The organism is Bacillus sp. B25(2016b), assembly GCF_001679765.1.
GTDB classification, from domain to species: domain Bacteria; phylum Bacillota; class Bacilli; order Bacillales; family Bacillaceae_G; genus Bacillus_A; species Bacillus_A thuringiensis_K.
In genome coordinates, this window is sequence record NZ_CP016285.1 from 2,041,962 (window position 1) to 2,055,845 (window position 13,884).

The window sequence follows — 13,884 nt, forward strand, 5'->3', positions numbered from 1 at the left end:
TATAATTGTAGTTGGTGATGAGAATGAGCTTTGAAGAAAAAGAGATGCATCGTTTAGAAGCATTAAAAGAAATTGCTGAATTATTAAATGAAGCAACAAACTTACAGGATATGTTAGAAAAAGTGTTGCATACATTGTTACAAGTTATGAATTTACAAACAGGGTGGATATTCTTTATTGATGAAAGTGGAAAGCACAGCATGCTTGTAGACGAAAATTTACCAGAGGCTCTTACGTGGCAAGAGAAGAAGCCGATGTGTGAAGGAAACTGTTGGTGTGTAGAACGTTTTGTGAATGGGAGATTGGAAAAAGCGACTAATATTATTGAATGTAAGCGAATAGAAGATGCAATTGAATGTAATTGGGGAGAGACAGAAGATGTTACACATCATGCGACAATTCCGCTTAGGTCTGGATTGGAAAAATTTGGTCTACTAAATGTGGCTGCACCTCACAAGACTCATTTTTCAGAGGAAGAGTTAGCGTTATTAGAATCAATTGCATTTCAAATTGGAACGACAATACAACGTATTCAATTAGTTGAGAAAGAACGTAAATATGTAGTGGTAGCGGAAAGAAATCGACTTGCACGTGATTTACATGATTCAGTAAAACAATTGTTATTTTCTATTATGCTAACAGCGAAAGGTACTCTGAATATGACGCAAGATAGAGAATTGCAAGAGATGTTAAGTTATATTGGAGAATTATCACAAGAAGCATTACAAGAGATGACGCTATTAATTTGGCAATTAAGACCTGAAGGATTAGAGAAAGGATTAGCAGAAGCAATTCAAAATTACGGGAAGTTATTAGGAGTTCAAGTGGAAGTTCGAATTGATGGGATGGTTTTAATTGGGGATGAAATAGAAGAAGTTTTATGGCGTATTAGCCAAGAGGCGTTACATAATTGTAAAAAGCATGCTTCGTGTGAAAAGGTACATGTTCTTTTAAAAATAGAAAATAACCAGTTACATTTTTACATAGAAGACAATGGAATAGGATTTATACAAGAACAAGTAAGGGAATCAGCACTTGGTCTGAAAAGTATGAAGGAACGTATTCAGTTAATGAAGGGATCGTTTCAAATTACAACAGAGCTGAAAAAGGGTACAAAAATAGAAATTCAATTGCCGATTTGAAGGGGAGAATAAGGTTGAAGATTAAACTGCTACTAGTTGAGGATCATCATATCGTTCGAAGAGGACTTGTATTCTTTTTGAAAACGAGAGAAGAATTTGAAATTATTGGGGAAGCGGAAAATGGCGAAGAGGCATTACATTTCGTGCAAAAAGAAAAACCGGATGTCGTACTAATGGATGTATCGATGCCGAAAATGGATGGAATTGAGGCAACAAAACGTCTAAAGCAATACGATGAGACAATAAAGGTACTTATATTAAGTAGTTTTTCAGAGCAAGATTATGTTATACCAGCACTTGAAGCTGGAGCAGATGGTTATCAATTAAAAGAAGTACAACCTGAACAACTTGTCGCTTCTATTATTGCAGTATATCAAGGAAATGCGAATTTTCACCCGAAAGTAACACCTGCATTAATAGGGCGTTCCGCAGTAAAGAAGGAAATAGAAAATCCTTTTTCAATGTTAACGAAAAGAGAGCAAGAGGTACTTCGCGAAATTGCGAAAGGAAGAAGCAACAAGGAGATTGCAGCAGAACTTTATATTACAGAACAAACTGTGAAAACACACGTTTCAAACGTTTTAGCTAAATTGGAAGTGGACGATCGTACGCAAGCCGCATTATACGCAGTTAAACATGGGGAGAATTATTCATAAGTATGAATAATTCTATTATATCGTATGACAGAATACATAGGAGCAATTAAATTTATAGTAATCCCTAATATAGGTTTTTCTTCTTTCAATAATTAGGTACAATAAAGTGAAACTCTAATCAGTGGGGGACCATCCCCACTGATGATTAGTTTAACTAATCGGTTTTTACAGGATAAAGCTACGATGGAAGGGGAGGATATGCTATGCCTGATACAAGAAGTGGGATTGGAAAGATTCAGGCTTCGTTAAATGGTTTATCACCGAAATTGCGAAGTATTGCCGAACATATTTTGAAACATCCACAAGATGTTGTACATAAATCTATTACAGAATTAGCTGAAGTTACGAGTAGTTCCGAAGCTACGATATTCCGCTTATGTAAACACCTTGGTTTGCAAGGTTTTCAAGATTTAAAGATTACATTAGCTCGTGAAATTGTACATACACCGATGCAAAATATTCATGAAGAGGTATCAGCAGAAGATAGTATGGTAACTGTTGCTAAAAAAGTTTTTCATTCGCATATTACAGGACTGCAAGATACTTTACATTTGCTAAATGAAACGGCACTTGAGCAGGCTGTACGAGCCTTGCAAGAAGCAAGTCGAATTGAGTTTTATGGAAATGGTGGCTCTGGTATTATTGCAATGGATGCGTATCATAAGTTTATGAGAACGGGTATTTCTTGTATCGCTCATACTGATTCGCATTTTCAAATTATGGGAGCAGGTTTACTCTCAAAAAACTCAGTTGTTATTGGTATTTCTCATTCTGGTAGCAATAAAGGATTACTTGAAGCATTAGAAGTAGCGAAAGCAAGAGGGGCCAAAATTATTGCGATTACGAGCTATAAGAAATCAGCATTAAGTCAACTTGCTGATATAACGTTATATACATCAACACGTGAGACTGAATTCCGCACAGAAGCAAGTTCATCCAGATTAGCACAGTTAAGCTTATTAGATACTTTGTATGTAGGGTTGTCGTTGCAGCGACAAGAGGAAACTCTAAAAAATTTACAAAGTATACGTGAAACGATTTCGATGAAGCGAATATAAAAAAGCTCTTCAAATGAAGAGCTTTCAGACTGTAGACAAACTATTTTTGGAGAGTTCAAATGCTAAAAGTAGTTTGTCTCTTAATCTATAGATAATTTATCCAATGGCATTTATATGTAGTGCTTTCTATACTACAATTTACTATAAGTGAGGAAGGTGTCTTATGAAAATATCTGTTTATGTTGCAAGTGCATTTAGCAAGGATCATAAAGGCGGAAATAAAGCAGGAGTGGTATTTATTGAGGATACATTGACCACTACTCAAAAAATGGAAATAGCCAAACAACTGGGCTATGCGGAAACCGCATTTATATCAGAATCTGAACTTGCTGATTATAAATTTGAGTATTTTACACCGAAAGAAGAAGTTGATTTATGTGGTCATGCCACAATTGGCTCTTTCGCGATACTAATGCATTTAAATAAACTTTTCAGGAATCGCTATACGATTGAAACGAACAGCGGTGTTCTTACTATTACTATAAAAGATAACATTATATTCATGGAACAAAATAAACCGATATTCTATGATGTTGTATCTCCAAACGAGTTCACCGACTGTTTTGATAGTAAAGATATAGACAATAAATACCCAATTCAAATTGTCTCCACGGGCTTAAAAGATATTTTAATTCCTATAAAAAGCGAAACACAATTACATGCACTGCAACCTAATTTTGAAAAAATTAAAGAAATCAGCAAGTATTATAATGTTGTCGGGATGCATCTATATAATTTTAATGACAATCGAATTATATGCAGAAATTTTGCTCCGCTATACGACATCAATGAAGAAGCAGCGACTGGAACTTCGAACGGTGCATTAGCTTGCTATCTTTATGAACAGGACTACTTGAAAAAAGAAGTCTATGTATTTGAACAAGGGTATTCTTTACACTCGCCTTCTGAAATATTAGTTAAATTAGCAACCAATAGCAAAAATAAAATAGAAAAAGTTTATGTTGGTGGCAAAGGATATTACTGTGAAACTAAGTGTTTACATGTAGAAAATATTGAGTGAAGAGCTTTTTTATCGGTGAGAAGTTTGTTAATTTATTTTGTTTTAGAAATATGTGACTTACTTATAGTCAATGATAAACTCTCATTTTTAAAAATTTAAAATAAAGACCGATTTGTGTAATAATTCAAATATTGTTCATAATTTCACAAGCTGTTTATGAAGTGTCATGTTATGATGAAGATGTAATGATGATTGAACACTTAAATTTGGTACAATAACTAGCCAAAGTAGTGAAGAAAGTAGTTGTGAGATAAACTCATTAAAATGCTAAAACACTAAAGGGGAGATCACATATGAAAGCAGTAGTGGTTAATAAAAACAGCAAAGCAAACATCGAAGTGATTGAAAAAGAATTACGTCCGTTACACTCAGGTGAAGCGTTAGTAGATGTAGAGTATTGTGGAGTTTGCCACACTGATTTACACGTTGCAAATCATGATTTTGGTAACACTGATGGCCGTATTCTTGGTCATGAGGGTGTAGGTATTGTTACGAAAATAGCTGATGATGTTACTTCACTAAAGATAGGTGACCGTGTAAGCATTGCATGGATGTTCCAATCTTGTGGACGTTGTGAATATTGCGTAACTGGTAGAGAAACATTTTGCCGTGAAGTTAAAAATGCTGGTTATTCAGTGGATGGTGGTATGGCTGAACAATGTATCGTTACAGCTGATTATACGGTAAAAGTACCAGAAGGATTAGATCCTGCTCAAGCATCATCAATTACTTGTGCTGGTGTAACTACATATAAAGCTATTAAAGTATCAGATATTAAACCTAGTCAACCTATTGTAATCTATGGCTGCGGTGGATTAGGTAACTTAGCTATCCAATATGCTAAAAATGTATTTGGTGCAAAGGTAATCGCAGTAGACATTAATGATGACAAATTAGCCTTAGCAAAAGAAGTTGGTGCTGATATGACTATCAATCCAATTTCTCAAGGTCCTGCTGATAAAATTGTGCAAGAGGAGTTTGGTGGCGCTTATGCTGCGGTAGTAACAGCAGTCTCTAAAGTAGCCTTTAACTCAGCAGTTGATGCAGTACGTGCTTGCGGTAAAGTAGTTGCAGTAGGGCTACCAGTAGAAACAATGGACTTAAACATCCCACGACTTGTACTGGATGGAATTGAAGTAGTTGGTTCTCTAGTTGGTACTCGTAAAGATTTGGAAGAGGCGTTTATGTTCGGGGCAGAAGGAAAAGTAGTGCCGGTTGTTCAAACTTGTTCTCTAGATAAAGTACAAAATGTATTCGAAGAAATGGAACAAGGTAGAATTCAAGGGCGTATGGTAATTGATTTTAAAAAACATAATAATTGTGATTGCAAATAATTCACTTTAAATATAAAAAGCATGAGTCTAGCAAATACATGTAAAAAAGTTAGACAGCATAAGAAGATGATCCCTGTATTTAATAGGAATCATCTTCTTTATTTTCTAATAATATCAATGCAAATTCATACTTGATTAATGAGAAATGATTAAAGGTTTACTTTATTTGCAAACGAAAAAGAATCTTTATGTTTAACAAATTTTTTATGATCTGGAACGTTTTGAATTGCTACAATTTGCGAATCTCTTGCTTTCAGTGAATCTTGAATCCCGATGGTCATAAGCTTAATAAATAGAATGGTAATAAAGAATGAAGCGAGAGTATAAAAAATAATCCACCATGAAAGATTCATTTCATTACGATTTAATCCAATAAGGCCTGCCCAATCATTAGATAGAGAAACAGGTTTGAGCACTCCGTCATAGAGTTCACGCATTTGTATGCCGCCAATTACAATGTTAAGCAACGCTAAATGGATAACGAGTATGAGTGTTTGGACGATATGTTCCATAAATAATACAAATAAGCGGTCAAGTAATAAGACTCGTAAGTGTTTTTTAATAATATGAAAACGACTAGCCCCCAGTAATTGTGAACTTAAGATGTAATCTTGTTTCATAAATTCATCAACCTCTGAGGATATGTATAAAGAAAGTGTAGGCAGAGCGACAAAAATAAGTACGAGTACTTGATAAAACGTAAATGAAATATTTGGATCTACCCCATCAGCATTTGATGTAATTATAATATTAACGGGCGTGATGAGTATGAATGCGATAAATAGAGTTGGAATATAATAAAAAACTTCTGAGCATGACTGGAAAAATCTCTTGAGTTTTGGAGCAAATAAACTTAAGAGGATTCCTATACATGTTCCGCATAAAATTCGAAAGAAGCTAATTGCCACGGCTAATAAAATAGTGAATTTTGCTCCTTCTACAATTTGTAAGAAAACAGACTCTCCAAAACGATCAGATCCAAAAGGTGGAATTAACGATGGCGGAAAGGGGGCCTTTCCAAGTAATTCGTTATTGTCATTGTAAAGTAACTGAGGAGGTTTTGGGATGTTATCTTTAAAGAACCAACTATAAATAAAACTAGCTGAAATAAGTATGAATAGATAAGCAAAGCCGATTAAAAAGCGTTTTGATTTCCAAATAGATTTCATAATGATACTCCTTTCAATTGCTTTTTCCATCTATTCATCATGAATGAGGCTATTTGGAAAATGGCGTAAAATGGTAAAATTATCATAACAAGTATGATAAATGCAGCTGGAGGTGAAACAAACGCCTTATTAAATAAAAATTGAATAATGCCTTCCATATTAAAAACAAATTCTAAAATGAATAAATTAGAAAGTAAGAAAACAAAAATTGTTTTTAAATGGTGGAAGAAGTGGATAGATATATTTTTGAATAAATGGATGCATAGTATATAACTTGAGGTAAGGCCTTTTCCATATGCAACCTCTACGTAATGTTTTCCTTGCTCTTCTTTTATGTATAACACCATCATCCGAAACATTTGTAATGTAGGTAAGACAGCTAATGATAAAATAGGGAGTAAATAAGCTCGATTTTCATTAAAAGAAATAATAGTGACAGGAGATTCCCCAAATTTCTGAAGTACCCATATGAAAAATATTTGCAAACAAATCATCATCATCATATCAGGGACAGCTTCTAATATGAACACAATTCGGTTTATCCATTTTTTTATATAATCTTTTGCTAAAAAATAAAAAAATGCCATGCTAGATGATAAAAAGAGAGCAAGAAAAAAGGCTGAAAATAATATAGTAAATGAATATAGGTAAGGTTCTAAAACAGTTGGAAATAATGGTGTTTTTTTGAAATGGCCAAACTTCGGGTCTGATCCTATAATCACTAATGATTCAGGGGAAAAAACCTGTTTTAACATAGTAACGGTCTGATTAAAAAAATAAATTGGTTGAAAGGTAAATCCTTGTTGGGTGATAAATAAATAAGGTAAATTTAATAATAGTAAGAGTGATAAAAGAATTGATGAAAGCTTAATTGTGAATTGAGATATTTTATTTAACATTAAATCCCTCCGACATCTTTTTACAACATTATACAATAAATTCCGTGTTATTGTTTTTATTTTTCTGAAAAATAAAAATACTTTTTGGTTTTATAGTATGCAAGATATATTTACAAGATAAAAAAGGGTTAGTAGGGGGCCGCGCTCTATGTTTATCAAGATAAAAGACTAGTGAACCTAAAACAATAAATAAGAGCAAAATGCACAGAATTCTCATTCTGCGGTTAGTTACTTTTCTTGGCTTGATGGTGATGTTACGTGACCGCTAAAAATGAATATTGTTTTTCAACTCTTTCTTCAAGCAAATAAGTAGAACGTATGGAGGACTATGTATGTGTTGTTAATGGGAGGAAAGAGTGTATTGCGTAACGAATATAACGTAAGTTTACCGCATGGAAAAGCTAAATGTAGTATATAAGTGAAATGGAATGAGGGGATTTATTTTTTGGTACGAAAAAAATTTTCTCTGTATAACTTGATAAATGAAAAAATATTTTATATACTAATTCATGTAAACGGTTTACTAAATCGTATTTTGCTAGAAATGAAGGGAAGATTCGCATGGAAACAAGGGGGAGAGTAATCGGGATTGATATCGGTACCACAAGTACAAAAACGGTTGTGTTCACAGAAAAAGGAAAAGTCATTGCATCACATGCAATCGATTACCCAATTATTCAACCGAATGTAGGATGGGCTGAGCAAGATCCTGATGTAATATGTGCCGCTGTATACAAAAGTGTAAGCGTTGCCATTGAAAAAGGTAATGTATTACCAGAAGATATTTCTTCAATCGGTATTAGTACAGCTATGCACGCATTAATTGCAGTAGATGAAAATGGTGCGCCATTAACGCGTTCTATCATTTGGGCAGATAATCGAAGTACGAAGCAATCAGAAAAATTATTACAACAAATGAATGGGCATGAAATTTATAGACGTACAGGTACACCGATTCATCCGATGTCACCACTTTCTAAATTGTTATGGATGAAAGAAGAGGAACCAGAGTTATATACAAGTGCCTATAAATTCATTTCCATTAAAGAGTATGTGATTTACCAATTATTTTCACGCTACGTAGTTGATTATTCGATTGCTTCTGCTACGGGGTTATTTAATTTAGAAACATTAAACTGGGATGAAGATGTTTTAACTATGTTACATATGTCACCAGAACAATTATCAACCCCTGTACCAACTACATATATTTTATCAGGTATGAAGCTAGAATTAGCACAGAAGATGGGGATAAGTGCAGAAACACCAATTGTCATCGGAGCAAGTGATGGGGTTCTTGCAAATGTAGGAGTTGGTGCGATATCACCGGGTGCGGCTGCAATTACGATTGGAACGAGTGGTGCGGTTCGAACAATCTCATCAAATATAAATACAGATGAGAAAGGGAGAACGTTTTGTTACGCATTAACAGATGAGCACTGGGTAATCGGTGGTCCAACGAATAACGGTGGAATATTACTGAGGTGGTTACGTGATGAATTTGGTAGTCCAGAGCAAGAAGTAGCAAGAAAGCTCGGCATTGATCCTTATGATTTATTAATTAAATATGCAGAAAGCGTACCAGCTGGAGCGGATGGACTATTGTTCTTACCTTTCTTATCTGGAGAACGCGCACCTTACTGGAATGCAAATGCTCGTGGTACATTCTTTGGAATCAATCTTCAACATAAGCGAGAACATTTTATACGTGCAGTGATGGAAGGTGTTTGTATGAGTGTATATTCAGTAGCACTCGCAATCAGGGATTGTACAGGGCCACTTACTGAAATACGAGTTTCAGGAGGGTTTGCAAAATCTGCATTTTGGAGACAAATGTTGTCCGATATGATGGGAAAAGAATTGCTTGTACCTGAAAGTCATGAAGCATCTGCGCTTGGGGCAGCAGCAGTTGCTTTGTATGCTGTAGGAAAAATTGATTCTCTTGAAGAGGTAAAGGATTGGATTGATATTGTCCATCATCATGTACCGAATAAAGAAAATACGGCTATATATTTAGAAATGTTTTATATGTATGAACGACTTTACAATCGCTTGAAAGAAGAATTTGATTGTATAGCTGCTTTCCAACGTAAACAATAGGGGGATTGGGAGAAATGGTAGTTGGGATCGTACTAGCGGCAGTTGTCATACTACTTTTACTTATTACGGTAGTAAAATGGCATCCATTTGTCGCATTAATTTTAACAGCAATTGGTGTAGGATTAGCAATGGGAATGCCTTTAATTGGAACTTCACCAAAAGATCCAGGGATTATTGATTCTATTAAACTAGGGCTTGGTAATACGTTAGGATTTTTAGCAATAGTTTTAGCACTAGGAACGATGCTTGGAAAAATGATGGCCGAATCTGGTGGTGCTGAACGTATCGCTAACACATTAATTAATCGTTTTGGAAAGAAACGAGTTCATTGGGCGATGATGTTCGTTGCATTTTTAGTAGGGATTCCGGTATTTTTCCAAGTTGGATTTGTACTATTAATTCCGTTAGTATTTACAATTGCGTTAGAAACTGGGGTATCACTTATTACAATTGGTATTCCGCTAGTAGCAGGACTGTCAGTCGTACACGGACTTGTTCCACCGCATCCAGCGGCAATGGCGGCAGTTGGTATTTTTAAAGCAGATGTAGGGAAGACAATTTTATATGCGTTAATTGTCGGACTTCCAACTGCAATTATTTCAGGTCCACTTTACGGGAAATGGATTGGTGCTCGTATACATAAGGAAGTACCATTAGATATAGCGGAGCAATTTATTGAAAAAGATAATAAAAAAGAGCTTCCTAGCTTTTGGAATACATTGTTTACAATTTTACTTCCAGTATTTCTTATGCTTGGTGCATCAATAGCAGAAGTTGCATTAAATAAAACGAGTCAACTAGCACAAGTATTACACTTTATTGGAGATCCGATTGTGGCTTTATTAATTGCAACCATTTACTCTTTCTTTAGTCTTGGATATGCAAAAGGTTTCTCAAAAGATAAAGTGTTACAATTTACAAATGATTGCCTTGGACCTATTGCAAACATATTGTTAGTGATTGGTGCAGGCGGTGCATTTAATAAAGTATTATTAGATTCTGGAATTGGAACGACAATTGCAGATATGGCGAAAGAATCACATATTTCACCGATATTATTAGGGTGGGGAATTGCGGCACTAATCCGAATCGCAACTGGATCGGCAACTGTTTCTATGATGACAGCAGCTGGTATTGTTGCGCCGATTGCAGCAAGCACACCAGGTGTAAATGTTGAATTATTAGCACTTGCAACTGGTGCAGGGTCATTAATTTTATCACACGTGAATGATTCAGGATTTTGGATGATTAAAGAGTATTTCGGAATGACTGTGAAAGAAACGTTATTAACATGGACTGCAATGGAGACTATATTATCTGTAGTAGCACTTGGGCTAATTTCGATATTAAATATATTTGTATAGAATAGGAGATTGATTAATATGAAACTAGGTTTAATTGGATTAGGAAAAATGGGATTCCCATTAGCTGAACACTTACATGAAGACAAGCATGAAGTAGTAGTATACGATGTAAATAAAGAGCTTGTTGAAAAGGCAGGAAAACTAGGAATTACTGCACGTCATACATTAAAAGAAATGATTGCTGAACTAGAAGCTCCTCGTACAATTTGGGTAATGGTGCCTGCAGGAGAAGTTGTAGAGTCAGTATTAAAAGATGTTTATCCGTTATTAGATGAAGGTGATATCGTTATTGAAGGCGGAAATTCATTCTATAAAGATACGTTACGCCGTGCTGAAGAAGCAAAAAGCTTCGGATTACATTATGTAGATATCGGTACATCAGGCGGTGTAGAAGGAGCTAGATACGGTGCTTGCTTAATGGTTGGTGGAGAAAAAGAAATTTACGACCAATTAGAACCTTTATTTAAAGATTTAGCAGTAGAAAATGGCTATTCTTATGCTGGCCGTGTTGGTAGTGGTCATTTCTTGAAAATGGTTCATAACGGTATTGAGTACGGCATGATGCAAGCAATCGCTGAAGGATTTGAAGTACTAGATAAGAGTGACTTTGATTTTAATTATGAAGATGTTGCAAAAGTATGGGCGAACGGATCAGTTATCCGTGGTTGGTTAATGGACTTAACTGAAAAAGCATTTGCAGAAGATCCGAAACTAGATGGCATTAAAGGTGTAATGAACTCTTCAGGAGAAGGAAAATGGACTGTTGAAACTGCACTTGAACTTCAAGCTGCAGCACCAGTTATCGCTATGTCATTATTTATGCGCTATCGTTCTCAGGAAGATGATACATTCCATGGAAAAGTAGTTTCAGCACTACGTAATCAGTTCGGTGGACATGAAGTTGTGAAAAAATAAGGATGTTTTTGAAAAGAAACTTGTGCATAAGCGCAAGTTTCTTTTTTATAGTTTAAGAAACTACTAATTTAAAAATACCAATCAATCATCGTTTTTTTGTCACAAATGACAGCTTCAACGTTCATTGAATGAACAATATATTCTATATTTTCTTCTTTAGCTAATAATAAGGTTATAAAGGAATTAAATATACTCATAAACGCATACTCATTATCTTCGCCAGTAATAATTAACTCATTATTGCTAATGTCCCAAATATCTAATGGAGTAGTATTATCTACCGCTAATAATCCGTTTGTATCAAGAATTGGTTCAGAGAAATATAAATTTTTTGCACCTTTAGAACCGAGGAGTTTAAGTAATTTATGTAATAAAAATATAGACGTAAAATCTTCTGTTGGATAATAAAGATCTTTTTTTAAGTTTGAATATAGCTTTTCAGCTAAATCCTCTCTTTTATATTCTTCTGTAAAAGCACCAATGGAAGTCAACATGGCCATTGCTAATTCTGCGTATGAATGTAATCCACTATAAGACATCATTTCCTTCCAAGAAACGGATTTTCCATTATGAACGATTTCTTCAGCGCTAGGATAGATGTGCTCATATGGTCTTTTTCTCACAGACTTTTCCCATCCTAAAGGCATTTGGACAAAAGGGTGTAGCAATATAGCTGCAGATTTACAGGTGCTTGGTAGTTGTTCTAAAATTGGTGATTTGTCATCTAGCCAAATGTAATCCAACAAAATATAACCTCCTCTTAGACTTTGAAATGTACGGATTCCCGCATTATGTTTTTTGTATTGATTGTATCAAATATAAAGCGCTGCATGAAATATGTCCCAACATAAAAGTAAGAATAAATAAAATGAAGTTTTCATAAATAGTAAAAGGGTGCTTATGTCATCAGTATAGCTAAGAAATGTTGTTACATATGAGAAGAGCGTGTTAATAAAATATGAGGTGGTTAAATGGGAAATGAGCAAGTGAAGTCTGTAAAGGAAGAAAAAAAGTTATGTCTTTGTATGATCGTCAAAAATGAGTCTAGAATTATGGAAAGATGTTTAAATGCAACAAAATCAATTGTAGACTTTGTTTCTATTTGTGATACTGGATCGACGGATAATACGCCTGAAATTATTGAAAATTGGTGTAAGGAAAATGAGATACCTGGGACGGTTCATCATGAGCCGTTTAAAAACTTTGGTTATAACAGAAGCTTAGCTGTTTCGTTAGCGCAAAAAACATACCCAGAAGCAGATTATTTATTAATATTAGATGCAGATATGATTTTAGAGGTTGGTCCGAATTTCGATAAAACGAGCTTAACGGAAGATCATTATCTTACACTGCAATATGATGTTCATATTAAATATTGGCTTACGCGTCTTTTAAAAGCTTCTTTACCATGGAAATCTGTCGGTGTTACTCATGAGTATTGGGATATAGATCGTTCAAAAGTTGGAGCGAATTACAATACGAGGGTAGCTCGGTTAGAGACTCTTGTCGTGAATGATCCCGGAGATGGCGGGAGCAAAGCTGATAAATTTGAAAGAGATGAGAGGTTGTTGTTACAAGGAATAAACGACCCAGAAACAACGCCAGATTTGCATATAAGATATTTATTTTATTTAGCTCAGACTTATTTTCATTTAAGTCAATTTGAGAATTCAATTAAATGGTATAAAAAACGAGTGGAAGCAGGAGGATGGGTTGAAGAGGTATTCTATTCGTTATTGCGAATAGGATTTTGTTATGAGCAGTTAGCAAATCGTTCAGCAAATAAACAAAATGAAGTGACAGATGCTGATGAAAAAGAAACTGTTAAAGGGCAAGAAGAGCAATATTTAGCATTAGCTGTTTTTTATTTTCAAAAAGCTTGGGAATATAGACCAACCCGGGCTGAACCATTATACCAACTTGCAAGGTTGTATCGATTACGATCTCAAAACAATATTGCTTTGATGTATGCTCTGCAAGGGAAGGAAATTCCTTTTCCAAAGGATGATCTACTATTTGTAGATTATCATGTGTATGATTACTTATTTGACTATGAAATTTCTATTAGTGCTTTCTATATACCTCATAAAAAACATTTAGGAGCGGTGTCGCAGAAGTATTTGGAATCGATAAAAGAAAAGATTCCATTTCATATAGCAAATATAGTAGAGAATAATGCGAAATTTTATTAAATACATTTTCGGTTAAAGGAGTAGTGGAGTAATC

General features: G+C 34.7%; 11 protein-coding genes and 1 pseudogene. 9 read left to right on the forward strand and 3 right to left on the reverse strand.

Annotation, left to right across the window (positions count from 1 at the left end; all coding sequences use genetic code 11):
• The first annotated feature begins 23 nt into the window (after positions 1-23).
• From casK to adhP, 5 genes are all read left to right on the forward strand, one after another.
• Positions 24-1,142, forward strand: coding sequence for a two-component system sensor histidine kinase CasK (casK, locus tag BAQ53_RS10540; protein ID WP_000007231.1), 1,119 nt, complete (start codon positions 24-26; stop codon positions 1,140-1,142).
• Positions 1,143-1,156: 14 nt separating this feature from the next.
• Positions 1,157-1,798 carry a two-component system response regulator CasR gene (gene casR / locus BAQ53_RS10545; RefSeq protein WP_000694627.1) on the forward strand — a complete coding sequence of 214 codons (642 nt, stop codon included), beginning with the start codon at positions 1,157-1,159 and terminating at the stop codon, positions 1,796-1,798.
• A gap of 203 nt (positions 1,799-2,001) precedes the next feature.
• Positions 2,002-2,856 (forward strand): MurR/RpiR family transcriptional regulator, encoded by an 855-nt coding sequence (locus BAQ53_RS10550; protein WP_001113484.1) that lies wholly within the window; start codon positions 2,002-2,004, stop codon positions 2,854-2,856.
• Positions 2,857-3,019: 163 nt separating this feature from the next.
• Positions 3,020-3,877 carry a PhzF family phenazine biosynthesis protein gene (locus tag BAQ53_RS10555; RefSeq protein ID WP_208906838.1) on the forward strand — a complete coding sequence of 286 codons (858 nt, stop codon included), beginning with the start codon at positions 3,020-3,022 and terminating at the stop codon, positions 3,875-3,877.
• A 293-nt stretch (positions 3,878-4,170) separates the two neighbouring features.
• A complete protein-coding gene (gene adhP, locus BAQ53_RS10560) occupies positions 4,171-5,211 on the forward strand; it encodes an alcohol dehydrogenase AdhP (protein WP_046946346.1) in 1,041 nt (346 codons plus the stop codon).
• Positions 5,212-5,360: 149 nt separating this feature from the next.
• Here adhP and BAQ53_RS10565 read toward each other — a convergent pair whose 3' ends face one another.
• Positions 5,361-6,380, reverse strand: a complete 1,020-nt coding sequence (locus BAQ53_RS10565; RefSeq protein ID WP_000836556.1) for an ABC transporter permease — start codon at positions 6,378-6,380, stop codon at positions 5,361-5,363.
• The gene (locus BAQ53_RS10570; protein WP_046946344.1) at positions 6,377-7,279 is read right to left on the reverse strand and encodes an ABC transporter permease subunit; all 903 of its coding nucleotides are present in this window, start codon (positions 7,277-7,279) and stop codon (positions 6,377-6,379) included. Before BAQ53_RS10570 ends, BAQ53_RS10565 begins: the two co-directional genes overlap by 4 nt.
• A 561-nt stretch (positions 7,280-7,840) precedes the next feature.
• Here BAQ53_RS10570 and gntK point away from each other — a divergent pair.
• The 3 genes from gntK to gnd are packed head-to-tail and all read left to right on the forward strand — an operon-like array spanning position 7,841 to position 11,658.
• A complete protein-coding gene (gene gntK / locus BAQ53_RS10575) occupies positions 7,841-9,379 on the forward strand; it encodes a gluconokinase (RefSeq protein WP_000449996.1) in 1,539 nt (512 codons plus the stop codon).
• A gap of 14 nt (positions 9,380-9,393) precedes the next feature.
• Positions 9,394-10,743, forward strand: coding sequence for a GntP family permease (locus tag BAQ53_RS10580; protein WP_000260203.1), 1,350 nt, complete (start codon positions 9,394-9,396; stop codon positions 10,741-10,743).
• Between the two features lie 18 nt (positions 10,744-10,761).
• Positions 10,762-11,658: a phosphogluconate dehydrogenase (NAD(+)-dependent, decarboxylating) gene (gnd, locus tag BAQ53_RS10585; protein WP_000765982.1), complete on the forward strand. Its 897-nt coding sequence runs from the start codon at positions 10,762-10,764 to the stop codon at positions 11,656-11,658.
• A 68-nt stretch (positions 11,659-11,726) separates the two neighbouring features.
• Here the strand turns inward: gnd and BAQ53_RS10590 are convergent.
• Positions 11,727-12,490: pseudogene (locus BAQ53_RS10590) on the reverse strand (DUF2711 family protein).
• 139 nt (positions 12,491-12,629) lie between these two features.
• On the opposite strand from BAQ53_RS10590, the gene BAQ53_RS10595 reads away from it, so the two are divergent.
• Positions 12,630-13,850 carry a glycosyltransferase family 2 protein gene (locus BAQ53_RS10595; protein ID WP_000526227.1) on the forward strand — a complete coding sequence of 407 codons (1,221 nt, stop codon included), beginning with the start codon at positions 12,630-12,632 and terminating at the stop codon, positions 13,848-13,850.
• The last annotated feature ends 34 nt before the right edge of the window (positions 13,851-13,884 follow it).

What these genes read in the sequence shown, in the direction of transcription:
- casK (WP_000007231.1), top strand. Translation starts at nt 24, where the DNA reads ATGAGCTTTGAAGAAAAAGAGATGCATCGTTTAGAAGCATTAAAAGAA.
- BAQ53_RS10550 (WP_001113484.1), top strand. Translation starts at nt 2,002, where the DNA reads ATGCCTGATACAAGAAGTGGGATTGGAAAGATTCAGGCTTCGTTAAAT.
- BAQ53_RS10555 (WP_208906838.1), top strand. Translation starts at nt 3,020, where the DNA reads ATGAAAATATCTGTTTATGTTGCAAGTGCATTTAGCAAGGATCATAAA.
- adhP (WP_046946346.1), top strand. Translation starts at nt 4,171, where the DNA reads ATGAAAGCAGTAGTGGTTAATAAAAACAGCAAAGCAAACATCGAAGTG.
- BAQ53_RS10565 (WP_000836556.1), bottom strand. Translation starts at nt 6,380, where the DNA reads ATGAAATCTATTTGGAAATCAAAACGCTTTTTAATCGGCTTTGCTTAT.
- BAQ53_RS10570 (WP_046946344.1), bottom strand. Translation starts at nt 7,279, where the DNA reads ATGTTAAATAAAATATCTCAATTCACAATTAAGCTTTCATCAATTCTT.
- gntK (WP_000449996.1), top strand. Translation starts at nt 7,841, where the DNA reads ATGGAAACAAGGGGGAGAGTAATCGGGATTGATATCGGTACCACAAGT.
- BAQ53_RS10580 (WP_000260203.1), top strand. Translation starts at nt 9,394, where the DNA reads ATGGTAGTTGGGATCGTACTAGCGGCAGTTGTCATACTACTTTTACTT.
- gnd (WP_000765982.1), top strand. Translation starts at nt 10,762, where the DNA reads ATGAAACTAGGTTTAATTGGATTAGGAAAAATGGGATTCCCATTAGCT.
- BAQ53_RS10595 (WP_000526227.1), top strand. Translation starts at nt 12,630, where the DNA reads ATGGGAAATGAGCAAGTGAAGTCTGTAAAGGAAGAAAAAAAGTTATGT.